Genomic DNA, 13,973 nt, shown 5'->3' with positions numbered 1-13,973 from the left:
ATTATCAGTGTTTATTTATGGCCTAATCAAAACGATAAAATATTAATTCTGATGATCTGCTGTCGTTGAGTGAGACAGACGATCTAGAATTATCATTAATAGATTTAAACATGTAGTCGCTACAGATAGACGATAAATAACTTGTATTTGCCATTCTGTTGATTGACTGTGGGGCAATTATAGGATCATAAATATTTAATCTGATGTTACACGCTTCACATTTATGCTTTGAATTTAAATTTGGCCTTGGAGAGTTTCTAAAAGATATATTAGTTGGGCTAATAAGCCTTGGTTTGTTTAGTTTTGTTTAAAAGGGTATAAGTATGGCTAATAAGATGATTTAGCTTTTCTTATGACCAGTTAAGCCAAACTTATTCTGTCATTTTTAGATTTTCTAATAACCTATTTAGTATTTATTGTTAGTCGTCTTGATTCTAGGTTTTATTATCGCCGCTAAATCGTAAGCTACTGTATTTTATGGTTTTGCTTACCTTGGGCTGTATGGCGTTAGCTGGTTTTACTATGATTTAAATCACTTTTTATTTCTAATTTGATATCGTGAGCACATGTTTTTTGTGACTGTGTCGATGATTAATTATGTCTTATAGATGTCATTTGGATGGTCTGTATTTATGGCTTTTTATTGATTTTATTTATACGTGATAACGATCACTGAACAATAAGGTTACCTACGTATTATTTAAATGCCTGCCAACCATTTAATTACTCGTTAATTGCGATGTAATTAAAGTTGTGTGGTGAAACAAAATAAAAAACTGCTTATCAATTGTATGTGGAAGTGTTTGGTCGAGGTCTGCTTGTCGATAAAACATAAATGTACGGATGAAATTGGCTTTTACCTATTGTCCTCCTAAAAAGAGGGAGATCTATTAAGATGAACGAAAAAACCATGGGATTTGATCTCGCAGAAGGGAAAAAGAAGAAGGTGACGATTGAACCTAAAATCTTTTTCCCTTCTCTGATTGCCGTGATATTGCTCTCTTACTTGACCGTAAGAGATCTCGATGCGGCCAATGTTGTTATCAAGGAAGTATTTCATTATCTGACCCACTCTTGGGGATGGGCATTTGAGTGGTACATGATTGCCCTGGCCATAGGTTGGGGTTGGCTGGTATGGGGACCCTATGCCAACAACCGTCTGGGTCAGGAAAAACCTGAGTTCAGCACAGGAAGCTGGATCTTCTTGATGTTCGCCTCCTGTACCTCCGCCGCCGTGCTCTACTGGGGCTCGTTAGAGGCATACTACTATCTGACCTACCCGCCATTCGAAATTCAGTCGATGTCGGTACAGGCCAAGGAGCTTGGTGTGGCCTATAGTCTCTTCCACTGGGGCCCCTTGCCTTGGATGGGATATGGCTTCTTTACCGTCGCCTTAGGTTACTTCCTGTTTGTGAAGAAGATGGACGTGGTTCGCCCCAGCGGTACCCTGGCCCCCGTGCTAGGTAAGCATCACAAGGGGATCCTCGGCACATTCATCGACAACATCTATGTGGTAGCACTAATCCTTGCCATGGGCACTAGCCTTGGTTTGGCGACGCCGCTGGTGACCGAATGTATTCAGTGGTTGTTCGGCATTGAGCGCACCATAGAAGTGGATACCTTCGTGATCTCTGTGTGGATCATCTTCAACGCCGTGTGTGTGGCCTTCGGCCTGACTAAGGGCATCAAGATCGCCAGTGACCTGCGCAGCTACCTGAGCATCATCATGCTGTTCTGGGTGTTCCTGATCGGTGCGACCAGCTTTACCGTTAACTACTTCACCGAGTCCGTCGGTGTGATGCTGGCTTACCTGCCACGCATGCTGTTCTACACCAGCTCAATCAGCGCCGACAGCTGGCCACAAGACTGGACCGTATTCTACTGGGCCTGGTGGGTCGTGTATGGCATCCAGATGTGTATCTTCCTGGCTAAGATCTCTCGTGGCCGCACAGTGCGTGAGCTGTGTCTGACCATGGTATTGGGTCTTACCGCTTCTACCTGGTTCCTGTGGACCATCCTCGGTAGTAACACTGTGAACCTGATGCACGAAAGCATCATCAACATGGGCCAGTTGATCCAAGATCATGGGGCGCCACGCGCCATCATCGAGACCTGGGCTGCCTTGCCGATGAGCACTATCACCATGTGGGGCTTCTTCATCCTCTGTTTCCTCGCCACAGTGACTCTGATCAACGCCTGTTCTTACACACTCGCTATGTCGACCTGTAAGGGCGCCGACGCCGACAACGAGCCACCTGTGTGGATCCGTGTGGGTTGGTCTGTGTTGGTGGGGGTGATCGGTATCGTGTTGCTGTCACTTGGTGGGTTGAAACCCCTGCAAACCGCCATCATTGCCGGCGGGGCGCCGCTGGTGATCGTCAACATCCTGGTGATCATCTCTTTCTTGAAAGATGCACGTAAAAACAATTGGGCTTCTTAGGCTGGAGCTTCTCCCCTAAGCAGTCGTTAACCGTAAAGATAGGAATATACGATGGACTTTAAATTAACCGACGAGCAAGAGCTATTCGTTTCTGGTATTCGCGATCTCATGGCGAAGGAGAACTGGGAAAGCTATTTTGCCGAGTGTGACGAAAATAGCCAGTACCCTGAAAGGTTTGTCAAAGAGCTGGCCGAGATGGGTATCGATAGCCTGCTGCTGCCAGAGGAGCACGGTGGCTTCGAAGAGGGCATGGTGACTCTGACGGCGATCTGGGAGGAGCTGGGCCGCCTGGGCGCGCCAACCTATGTACTGTATCAACTACCTGGCATCGCCACTGTGCTGAGACACGGTAACCAAGATCAGATCGATAAGATCATGGCGCTGCGTGGCACGGGTAAGCAGATGTGGAACTCGGCCATTACCGAACCAAGCGCGGGTTCTGATGTGGGCAGCCTGCTGACCACCTACAAGCGTCGCAACGGCAAGGTCTACCTGACGGGTAGCAAGTGTTTCATCACCAGCGCCGCAGGTATCCCCTATGTGGTCGTGATGGCCAAAGATGCAGACAGCGAGAAGCCAATCTTCACCGAGTGGTTTGTCGACATGACCAAGCCGGGCATCAAGCTGAGCAAGCTGCCTAAGCTGGGTCTTAAGATGGACAGCTGCTGTGAGCTGCAGTTTGACGAGGTTGAGCTGGAAGAGTCAGACATGTTCGGTATCGAGGGCAACGGCTTCCTACGTGTGAAGGAAGAGTTCGACTCGGAGCGTTTCCTGGTGGCCCTGACCAACTATGGCGCCGCCTACTGCGCCTTCGAAGATGCGGCCAAATACGCCAACCAGCGCGTACAGTTTGGTGAGACTATCGGTCGCTTCCAGCTGATCCAGGACAAGTTTGCCCACATGGCGATCAAGCTCAACAGCATGAAGAACATGGTCTATGAAACGGCCTGGAAGTGCGATCAAGGCACCATGACTTCTGGCGATTCGGCCATGTGTAAATACTTCTGTGCCAATGCCGGCTTCGAGGTGATCGACTCCGCCATGCAGGTACTGGGAGGCTATGCTATCGCCGGTGAACATCGCATCAGTCGTATGTGGCGCGACATCCGCGTCGACCGCGTATCCGGTGGTTCGGATGAGATGCAGATCCTCACCTTAGGCCGTGCCGTGTTAAAGCAATATCGCTAAACGGGGAGGGCAGCGACGCGGCTCCCAGCGTCGCTGGCCAAGGATGGCGGTGTGATGGCCGCCATCTCCTCACAATCTCATTAACCTTGAAAATTCGCTACCGCATTGATGCCTGCGCATCAGTGCCGGGGACGGGTTTGTGTGAAAAAGGATGCTAGATATGTCGAAAAAGTTATTTACCCCGCAATTTGGTCCCCTGTCGGGCCTGCGCGTGGTGTTCTCAGGGATTGAAATTGCCGGCCCATTCGCGGCGCAGATGTTAGCCGAGTGGGGCGCCGAGGTGATCTGGATTGAAAACGTCGCCTACACAGATACCATTCGCGTGCAGCCTCACTATCCAGAGCTGTCACGTCGTAACCTACACGCCTTGTCGCTCAATATCTTTAAGGATGAAGGCCGTGACGCCTTCCTTAAGTTGATGGAGACCACAGACATCTTCATCGAGGCCAGTAAGGGCCCAGCCTTTGCCCGTCGCGGCATCACAGATGAGGTGTTATGGCAACACAACCCTAAGCTGGTGGTCGCTCACCTGTCAGGCTTCGGCCAGTACGGCACCGAGGAGTACACCAACCTTGCGGCCTACAACACCATTGCCCAGGCCTTCAGTGGTTATCTGATCCAAAACGGCGACAAAGACCAGCCTATGCCGGCCTTCCCTTATACCGCCGATTACTTCTCGGGTATGACGGTCACCACGGCGGCCTTGGCGGCCCTGCATAAGGTGCGTGAGACGGGTGTCGGCGAGAGTATCGATGTGGCCATGTATGAGGTGATGCTGCGCATGGGGCAGTACTTCATGATGGACTACTTCAACGGCGGCGAAGTCTGCCCACGCATGACCAAAGGTAAAGATCCTTACTATGCCGGTTGCGGCCTCTACAAGTGTGCCGATGGTTACATCGTCATGGAGCTGGTGGGTGCCATGCAGATCGAAGAGATGTTCAAGGACATGGGCATTAGCCACCTGTGGGCAACGCCCGAGATCCCAGAGGGCACTCAGCTTATCCATAGAGTGGAATGCCCATTTGGCGACGAAGTTGAGACCAGCCTGGACAACTACCTCAACGGCAAGACCATCGAAGCCGTGTTGGCACGCTTTGCCGAGCTGAAGATCGCCTGTGCCAAGGTGCTGACCATCCCCGAGTTGGAAGGCAATCCTCAGTACCAGGCACGTGAGTCTATCACCGAGTGGACCAACATCGACGGCAAGGCCTACAAGGGCCCTAACGTGATGCCTAAGTTCAAGAACAACCCAGGCAAGATCTGGCGCGGCATGCCTAAGCATGGCATGGATACCGAGGCGATTTTGAGTGATATCGGTTATTCGGCAGAAGAGATCGCGGCGCTGAGCGCCAAGGGTCTTGCCAAGGTGTTTGAAGGTAAGTGAGGCAAGTGATGGATATCGTGGGCAGCAGAACATTAAGGTGCATGTGGCAGGAGCGTGCTCAGCAGTACAGTGATAACACGGCATTGATCTATGAAGATGCTGGCGGCGATATCCGCACCTTTACCTATCAATCCCTTGACGCCCAGATTAACCGGGCGGCCAACCTCTTCCTCAAACAGGGAATAGCCAAGGGCGACAAGGTGGCGGTGCAGCTTTATAACAGCCCGGAGTTTATCTTCTGCTGGTTTGGTCTGGCCAAGATAGGCGCGGTGATCGTGCCTATCAACACCCAATATGTGCAGGGGGAGTGCAGCTACATACTGACCAAGTGTGACGTCACCGCCCTGGTGACAGAGCCAAGCTTTCTGCCTATCTATGAGGCGTTGGCGGCGAAGGGTCAAAGGCTCGAGCAGGTCTTTGTCGCCCGCGCTGCGGGAGAGCAGTTTGCGGGGCGGGTGAATTTTGATGATCAGTTAGCACTGCAGGCGCCAACTCTCGACCTGCATGTGCCGCTGGAAAGCGAAGACCCCGCGGAGATCCTCTTCACCTCGGGGACGACCTCTCTACCCAAGGGAGTGGTGCTCACCCACTGCAACCTGCAATTTGCCGGGCACTATACCGCCTGGCAGACCCGCTTGACGGCCAAGGACAGGTATCTCTCCATGATGCCCAATTTTCACATCGATTTTCAGTGCAATGCGGCCATGGCGGTGTTTACCGTCGGTGCTTGCCTGGTGATGTTGGAGAAATACAGCGCCCGCCGTTTCTGGAAGCAGATTTGCGACTACCGAGCCACGCTGACCCATAGCATGCCGATGATCCTGCGCACCCTGATGCTGCAACCCGTGGCCGAGGGGGAAGACCAGCACTGTCTGCGGGATATGCTGTTTTTCATGCATATCTCAGATCAGGAGAAGCTGGATTTCGAGACGCGCTTCAAGGTGACCCTGTTTAACTCCTACGGCATGACAGAGACCCTGGTGGGCTTGATTGGCGACACGCCCGGCGAGCCTCGTCATTGGCCGTCAATAGGACGCCCCGGGCTGGGATATGAAGCCAAGGTGATCGATGAGACCGGTCGGGAAGTGCCGCCCAACGTGGTGGGCGATCTCTGGGTCAAGGGCGTGCCTGGCCGCAGCCTGTTTAAAGAGTATTACCAGGATCCACAGGCGACCGAGGCGGTGCTGCGCCGCGATGGCTGGCTCATCACAGGGGACAAGGCCTATGTGGATGAGCGGGGACTGTTCTACTTCGTCGATCGCAAGAGCAACATGATCAAGCGCTCGGGCGAGAACATCTCCAGCACCGAGGTGGAGAACGTGCTGATGTCACACCCCGCCATTCAGGATGCCGCCGTCATAGGTGTGGCCGATCCCATTCGCGATCAGGCCGTCAAGGCATTCGTCATATTTGCCCCCGGCATGTCACTGACCGTCGAGGAGATCTTGGCGTTTTGTAGCGCCAACATGGCCAAGTTTAAGGTGCCCAGTTACGTGGAGATCCGTGAGGCTTTTCCTCGTACCTGCACCTGCAAAGTCGATAAGAAACTGCTCGAGACCCGTTGAGGCACCGAGCCGTACAAATTTTCCGTTATCACGCGATAACTTCAATGGAGTAGTAACATGAGCGAATCATTACACGTGACCCGTAATGGCAGCATCTTAGAGATCGTTTTAGACCGACCTAAGGCCAATGCCATCGATGCAAAAACCAGTTACGAGATGGGAGAAGTCTTCTTGGCATTTCGTGACGATCCCGAGCTAAGGGTCGCCATCATTACCGGTGCCGGTGCGCGTTTCTTCTCTGCGGGTTGGGATCTCAAGGCGGCGGCAGAGGGAGAGGCACCAGATGCAGACTTCGGCCCGGGCGGCTTTGCCGGTTTGACCGAACTGTTCGATCTCGACAAGCCGGTGATCGCCGCGGTCAATGGCTATGCCTTCGGTGGCGGTTTCGAGCTTGCTCTGGCGGCTGATCTGATTGTGTGCGCCGACAACGCTAGCTTCGCGCTGCCAGAGGCCAAGTTAGGCATAGTGCCAGACAGCGGCGGTATGCTGCGCCTGCCTAAGTTGCTGCCAGCCCCTATCGTTAACGAGTTGATGATGACGGGCCGCAGCATGGACGCCCAGGAGGCATTGCGCTGGGGTGTGGTCAACCGTGTGGTTGAGCAAGAAGCACTGATGGAGACGGCTCGTGAGTTGGCAAACGAGATCAGCCAGAGCGCACCACTTGCCCTGGCGGCCATCAAGGAGATCTATCGCGAGACCGGCGAGCTGTCTGTCGAGCAAGGCTATGCCCATATCCGTGGCGGACAGCTGAAGCACTATCCAAGCGTGCTGCACTCTGAAGATGCGCTGGAAGGTCCGGCGGCCTTTGCCGAGAAACGCGATCCTGTGTGGCAAGGCAAGTAAGCCGCAATAGACGCAAATTGGGATGGAGGTCGCCTAATAGGCGCCTCCATTTCTGTATCTTTATCAGCAAGATGAGACCGGACGAGCCTTGTGAATGGCGACGGTGAAACGAGCGCAGCTTGGGGGCGACTCAATCTAAGGCGCTTTAAGTATAAGGAGTTAGTCATGCCACTCGATCCCGAGGTAGCGCAATTTTTACAAGAGGTTGAAGATTCAGGGGCGCCTGCCTATGAGACGATGACGCCTGCCGAGGCCAGACGTCAGGAGCTGACGGATCTCGCCATCGCCAATGCGGGTAAGACGCCTGAGGCCGTCAGTGAGGTGATCCACAGTTTTATTCCCGGTCCGACGGCGGATCTGCCCGTACGTATCTATCGCCCCCTGGGCATAGAGGTGCCTGAGGCTGGCGCGCCAGCCCTAATCTTCATCCACGGCAGTGGCTGGGTGGTGTCTAACATAGAGACCAATGATCACTTTAGCCGTGCCCTTGCCAATCGCACCGGCGCCGTGGTGATCGCGGCGAACTACCAGAAGGCGCCTGAGCATAAGTTCCCTATTCCCATGGACGATTGTTACAACGCGACGCTCTGGGTGTTTGAACAGGCTAAGGCGCTGGGGCTGGACCCTAAGCGTATCGGTATCATGGGCGACAGCGCCGGCGGTAATCTGGCCGCCGCGGTAACCCTACGCCTGCGAGATGAGATGGGGCCTCTGCTGGCTTGTCAGGTGCTGGTGTATCCAGCTGTGCATTATGGCTGGGACACGGACTCGGCAAAGCTTCACGGCACTGGTTATCTTTTGCAAAGAGAGAGTATGAAATATTATTGGGGTCATTATCTTCGCAGCCCAGCCGACGGGCAGAATCCCTACTGCTCGCCCTTAGATGCCGCCAGCCATAGCTGTCTGCCGCCGGCGCTCATCTATACCGCCGAGTACGATCCCCTGTGTGACGATGGCTTCAACTATGCGCAGAAGCTAAAACTGGCCGGGGTGCCTGTGTCTTACAAGATGTATGAAGGCACGATTCACGGCTTTATCAAGATGTTACAACGCTTTACTCTGGCGCAGACCTTTCTTGACGAGCTGAGCGAGGCGGTAAGGCCGCTGCTGGCGCTCCAAGGAGAATAGCCGGGCTATCGCTAAAGGAACTCAGCGAGCATCGTGAGGAGTGGGGTTGGCCGCAGGATCTGCTGTCACCCCCCACTTAAGTTGCCGTCTGTGGTCGATATCACTGTCTCATGCTTGTCACTTAGTGATCTTAGTCTGATTACTGCAATGAATCAGTAATTTAACCTGGTGTTAACTTAGATATTGTGCGCGGCGTTACATCTTTTCTGCAGATCCCTTGTTAGCATTTTGATTCGGTTTTCGCTTTGCTAAAGAATCATGAACAATAATATTCCGCTAAGAGCACTGCAGATATTTGAGGCATGTGCCAGATTAGAAAGTTGTTCCCTCGCGGCCAATGAGCTGTGTATAACCCAGAGTGCGGTGTCGCAGCAGATAAAGCAGCTGGAAGACTATTTCTTAGAGAAGTTATTTTACAGGCAAGGCGGAAAGATCAATCTTACCGAGGCGGGCATAGAGCTCAGAGAGCGCCTGGCACCTGTGTTTTACGATCTCAACAGCGTCTGCTCCAGCCTGGTGCAGAACATGGCGGGTGAGGTGAGGGTGCATTCCTATACCTCGCTGGCGGCCAGATGGCTGGTGCCTAAGATGGAGCAGCTTAGGCAGATGTACCCGGAGCTCAATATCAATGTCGGCATGTTCCAGAATGATATTGAGATGAGTGACATGATCGCCGATATCTTTATCGTCACCCGGGAATGTCAGGACGGTTATACCATCATCCCTCTGGTCACCGAGAAGCTGGTGGCCTTCTGCAGCCCAGATTACCTTGCTCAGTCACAGGGGATCAGCCTGGCGACCCTAGATCAACATTGTCTGCTCTATTCCAAACATAAAGACTATGGCGTCGATTGGGATACCTGGTTTAGAAACAATGATATCGCCATCAGTCCCAATCAGAAGAAGATCTTCTTCAATCACAACATGCTGGCGGTGCAAGCGGCTATCTATGGCCAGGGGATAGTATTGGGGCTGGAGCAGACCCTCAAAGTGGAGCTGGACTCGGGAAATCTGGTGAAACTGGACCTGCCGACTTGTCTTTCGGGGCTGACCTATTACATCGCCTACAAGACCTCCAAGAAGCGTGACGCCCGTATCATGCGTATCGTCGACTGGATCATCGACAACTATCCGGGGGATCATCCGGGAGATCGTACCTTGGCGCGTTAACCTTCATCCTATGGGGTAGCGCGGCCTTGGCCTAGAAAGCAAATACAAATTCGTTTTAGGAGCTTAACAAGTAAGCAACTTTTGTTATGATGAGTTTCCATTGACTTATCACTCGCTTATCTCATGTTAAGACACCTGAAAACCCTGTTGCTCATCCTACTATCGCTCGTTTTTATGCTGGTGGTCGGCGTCTATGTCAGCCTCAATCTCAGCCTGCCCAAACTCTCTGGCGAGGTTCAAACTAGTCAGATCTCGGCCAAGACCAGCATAGGGCGGGATCGTCTTGGCACTGCGGTGATCCACGCCGAGAATCGTCAGGATGCCGCCTTTACCCTGGGATTTGCCCATGGTCAGGACAGGTTTTTTCAGATGGATCTGCTCAGACGCAACTCTGCCGGTGAGCTGGCCGAGCTGTTCGGCAAGCCTGCGGTAAAGCTCGATGAGTCGCGCCGCTTCCATCAGCTGAGAAAACGCGCCGAGCATATCTATCGCCATCTGCCCACCGCCCAGCAACAGCTGTTGCAGCGCTATGCCGACGGCGTCAATCGCGCGCTCACCGCCCAGTCGCTGCCTTCGTTCGAGTATCTGCTGACCCGCGCCAAGCGTGAGCCATGGCGACCCGCCGACAGCCTGCTGGTGATCTACAGCATGTATCTGGATCTGCAGGGCAATGGCCCCAAGCGCGATCTCGCCCTTGATCATATCGAACGCAGCTTTGGTCCGGAGATGCGCAGTTTTATCACCCAGACCTCAAACTATCAGGCGGCGCTGGATAACAGCCTGTTTCCTTCCGATCCGCCGGCAATTCCAAAGCTGAGTCCAAGCCCAAGTCCAAGCGTCAGTCTACAACAGAGCACGGCCTCGACCCTGGCCCAGCGACTGGCGGTGACCATAGAGGAGCCCATCGAAGTGGGCAGCAACAACTGGGCGGTGACCGGCAAGATGACCCGCACCGGCAGCGCCATGCTGTCAGATGATATGCACCTCTCCTTCGCCGTGCCCATCATCTGGTACCGCGCGCAGCTAAACTATCCGGATGGTGAGGGCAAGGCGGTGCAGGTGACCGGCGTGTCCCTGCCCGGTGCACCTGCGATTGTGGTCGGCAGCAACGGCAAGCTGGCCTGGGGCTTTACCAACGCCTATATCGACACCGCCGACTGGGTGGCGCTGGACAAAGATGAGCCGCTTGAGGTGGTCCACGAGACCATTAAGCTGCCAAAGGGGGAGCAGGACTATGCCGTCACGCTGTCGCGCTTCGGCCCGGTTCGCCACTTGGGGGAGCAGGCCTATGCCCTGGCCTGGGTCGCCCATCAGGAGTATGCGGTCAATATGGAGCTGATGGCGCTGGAGCAGATAGATAATGTGCCCGAGGCGATGGCCAAGGCCAGCGGTTTCGGTATTCCGGTGCAGAACCTGATGCTGGCCGATGACAAGGGCCACGCCGCCTGGCAGCTTGCCGGCGCCGTCCCCGCGCGCACCAATGGCAGTGATATAGCGTTGCCTAGTGAGGAGATAGTCTGGGATAAGTGGCAAGAGAGAGACAAGGTACTGCCGTCGCTTCAAGATCCCGCCAGCGACAGGCTCTGGAGCGCCAATGCTAGGGTGATGTCGACCCAGGAGGCAGAGCGTTACGGCGATGGTGGCTACGCCCTGGGGGCCAGGAGCGCGCAGATCCGCGATCGATTGCTAGAGCAGGAGCTGTTCGATGAGAGCGATTTCTATCGCATACAGCTCGATAATCAGGCCCGCTTCTATCGCCCCTGGCAGGCTTTTCTGTTGGAGAGCTTGATGCGTGAACCCAAGCGTTTTGCCAAGGATATAGTGCAACTGCGTGACTGGCAGGAGTGCGCCTGCGCCGAGTCGGTGGGCTTCACCCTGGTGAAGGCGTTTCGCAGCCAGATGTTAGACAGCGCCTTCGCGCCGCTGGAGGCCGAGCTAAACAGCGCCCAGCTGAGTCTCTCTGTGCTCAAGCGTTACCTGGAGCCCGCCATCTGGCAACTGCTCAAGCAGCAGCCTGCCGACTGGCTGCCACAAGACGTCGCCAGCTGGGATGAGCTGGTGATCGCCAGCTATGTCACCGCCCGCGACGAACTGCTAGATAAATACAGCGAGGATGGCGAGCTGAGTGCGCTTAATTGGGGCCGGGTGAATACCCTTGCGATACAGCATCCCTTTAGTCGCCAGTTCCCGTTGCTGAGTCGCTGGCTGGATATGCCTAAGGTGGCCGGTTTTGGCGATACCTTTATGCCGGCGGTGCAACGTAAGAGCTTCGGCGCCTCCCAACGTTTCATCGTGCAGCCAGGTTATGAGGAGCGGGCCATCATGGCGGTCCCTGGTGGCCAGTCGGGCCACCCCTTGTCGAAATACTACCGCGCAGGCTTTAGCGAGTATGCCCGCGGCGCGGCGACGCCGCTGCTGCCGGGAGAGATAGAGGCCAAGCTGACTCTGACGCCGAGCCAGATGCAAGACTGATTGATCAGGTCTCGGTATTAGATGTTTAAGCCGATAAAAAAGCCACCTTGAGGTGGCTTTTTTGTCGATACAGCGTTTAGCTAATTCAAACTGAGTTTGCGGTTTAACTTACGCCAGCGCCACTTGCGGCTTGTAACGCAAGAGCTCGCCAGGCAGCTTGATCCCCTGTGCCTTGATGGCGTTGACCCGCGCCAGATAAGCGGCGCCGTACATCAGGTGCTTGGCCAGATCCACAGCATGACGTTTGCTGTAGTCATCCAGATAGCTGCCCTTGGCCCACTGGTTGAAGGCGCCCAGCGCGGGACCTGCCCAGATCTGATAGTCCATCTCGCGGCCCTGCTCACCTGTGTTAGACCAGCGGCTCGACAGCCCCAGGTACCAGCGGAAGATCAGCGCCATCTTACGCTTGGGATTCCCCTCGGCGCGCTCAATCTGCTTAGGATCTCGCTCGTTAAAGTGGGCGACTGTGCCGGCCCAGATCTCATCCAGGCTGGCGCGAAATACTTGCTTCTCCAGCTTGTCGCGCTCATCGACAGGTATCGCTTCTATCGAGTCGTAGCGGCTGTAGATCTCATATAGCTTGTTGGCGCGCATGGGGAACAGGGTGCCGCGCTTGACCACCTGTAGCTTAACGCCCATCTCAAACATGTCGGCGGCCGGCGCCATGGTGACATCGGCCATCTCTGTGGTGGCCAGCAGTTTGCGGGTGTGCTCGCTGGCGCCCGCCTCGACACAGGACTGGTTGATTGAGCCTGTCACTATGTAGGCCGCGCCCATGTTGAAGGCCGCCAGAGCCGCATCCGGGGTGCCTATGCCGCCGCCACAACCGACGCGCAGGGGCGTGGCATATTGATACTTGTCCTGGATCTCCTCCTTGAGCGCCAAAATGGTCGGCAGCAGGGTCACCAGAGGACGATTATCCGTATGGCCGCCCGAGTCCGCCTCGGCGGTGATATCGTCTGCCATGGGCACTGTCTGGGCCATCTCCATCTGATCATGGGTGATCAAGCCCTCGTCCACCAACTTCTGCAGCATCTTGACGGGAGCCGGCTGCATAAATTTCTCGGCGACCTCGGTGCGGCTCACTTTGGCGATCACCTTGTTGCCTATGATGATGTGGCCGTTGGCGTCGCGGCTCAGGCCGGCGGCGCGATAGTAGACGATCTGCGGCGTCAGTCCCAGGAAGGCCGAGGCCTCGACCGTGCGCACCTTGTGCTTAAGGAAGAGCTCGACGCTGCCGCGCTCAAGCGCAGGCTCGCTCGGGCTGTGGATCAGGTTAAACATGTAGGGGCCATTAGGTAGCGCGGTTTGGATCCGTGCGATCGCCTGCTCAACCCGGCTTGGGATGAGTCCTGCGGCGCCGAAGGAGCATAAGATGCCCGCCTTGCCCAGGGCGATCACTAGCTCTTCCGACGAGATGCCATTGGCCATGGCGCCGGCATAGTAGGCGTACTTGACACCGTGCACCCGGCGAAAGTTGCCATCGCCCAGGCTCTCAGTGCCCAGAGCAGGTGTGAAGGCGCTGACCGGGTGGCCCGAGGCCTGAGCACCCGAGCCTTGATTATTGGTCATCAGGCTCGCCTCGGTGGCGATGCCCACCCCCAGGTCGCTGTCGTTGACCAGGTAGCAGGCGCGGCTGAAATCTTTGAGCGCAGTTGCCATGGCGGCCGTGTCGAAGCTGATCTTGCTGTCGCTTACCTGCCAGGGCCAGGGAGAAAGCTGCTCGTTTGTGGTAGTCGGATTCATCTAATAAAAGACCTTTTTCGTCTTGGGCGACCCG

At 54.9% G+C, this 13,973-nt stretch carries 9 protein-coding genes; 8 read left to right on the top strand and 1 reads right to left on the bottom strand.

Features of this window, described 5'->3' with window-relative positions:
* The first annotated feature begins 895 nt into the window (after positions 1–895).
* The 8 genes from caiT to SHEW_RS13810 all read left to right on the top strand — a co-directional run bounded on the left by caiT (position 896) and on the right by SHEW_RS13810 (position 12,193).
* On the top strand, positions 896–2,440 hold the full coding sequence (caiT, locus tag SHEW_RS13845; protein ID WP_011866473.1) for an L-carnitine/gamma-butyrobetaine antiporter: 1,545 nt from the start codon (positions 896–898) through the stop codon (positions 2,438–2,440).
* A gap of 51 nt (positions 2,441–2,491) precedes the next feature.
* Entirely contained in the window at positions 2,492–3,628 is a 1,137-nt protein-coding gene (caiA, locus tag SHEW_RS13840; protein ID WP_011866472.1) for a crotonobetainyl-CoA dehydrogenase, read from the top strand.
* 160 nt (positions 3,629–3,788) lie between these two features.
* Positions 3,789–5,015, top strand: coding sequence for an L-carnitine CoA-transferase (gene caiB / locus SHEW_RS13835; RefSeq protein ID WP_011866471.1), 1,227 nt, complete (start codon positions 3,789–3,791; stop codon positions 5,013–5,015).
* An 8-nt stretch (positions 5,016–5,023) separates the two neighbouring features.
* Positions 5,024–6,580, top strand: a complete 1,557-nt coding sequence (caiC, locus tag SHEW_RS13830; protein WP_011866470.1) for a crotonobetaine/carnitine-CoA ligase — start codon at positions 5,024–5,026, stop codon at positions 6,578–6,580.
* A 57-nt stretch (positions 6,581–6,637) separates the two neighbouring features.
* Positions 6,638–7,423, top strand: coding sequence for a crotonobetainyl-CoA hydratase (gene caiD / locus SHEW_RS13825; protein WP_011866469.1), 786 nt, complete (start codon positions 6,638–6,640; stop codon positions 7,421–7,423).
* Positions 7,424–7,588: 165 nt separating this feature from the next.
* Positions 7,589–8,551, top strand: coding sequence for a LipP1 family hormone-sensitive lipase (gene lipP1 / locus SHEW_RS13820; protein WP_011866468.1), 963 nt, complete (start codon positions 7,589–7,591; stop codon positions 8,549–8,551).
* A 258-nt stretch (positions 8,552–8,809) separates the two neighbouring features.
* Entirely contained in the window at positions 8,810–9,721 is a 912-nt protein-coding gene (locus SHEW_RS13815) for a LysR substrate-binding domain-containing protein (protein WP_011866467.1), read from the top strand.
* Between the two features lie 123 nt (positions 9,722–9,844).
* On the top strand, positions 9,845–12,193 hold the full coding sequence (locus SHEW_RS13810) for a penicillin acylase family protein (RefSeq protein ID WP_011866466.1): 2,349 nt from the start codon (positions 9,845–9,847) through the stop codon (positions 12,191–12,193).
* A gap of 108 nt (positions 12,194–12,301) precedes the next feature.
* Here SHEW_RS13810 and pfaD read toward each other — a convergent pair whose 3' ends face one another.
* On the bottom strand, positions 12,302–13,939 hold the full coding sequence (gene pfaD / locus SHEW_RS13805; RefSeq protein ID WP_011866465.1) for an eicosapentaenoate synthase subunit PfaD: 1,638 nt from the start codon (positions 13,937–13,939) through the stop codon (positions 12,302–12,304).
* Positions 13,940–13,973: the final 34 nt, after the last annotated feature.

Source organism: Shewanella loihica PV-4, assembly GCF_000016065.1.
In the GTDB taxonomy this organism is placed as follows: Bacteria; Pseudomonadota; Gammaproteobacteria; order Enterobacterales; family Shewanellaceae; genus Shewanella; species Shewanella loihica.
Note: the sequence above shows the minus strand (reverse complement) of the source record. Positions and strands in the feature narration are given on the sequence as shown.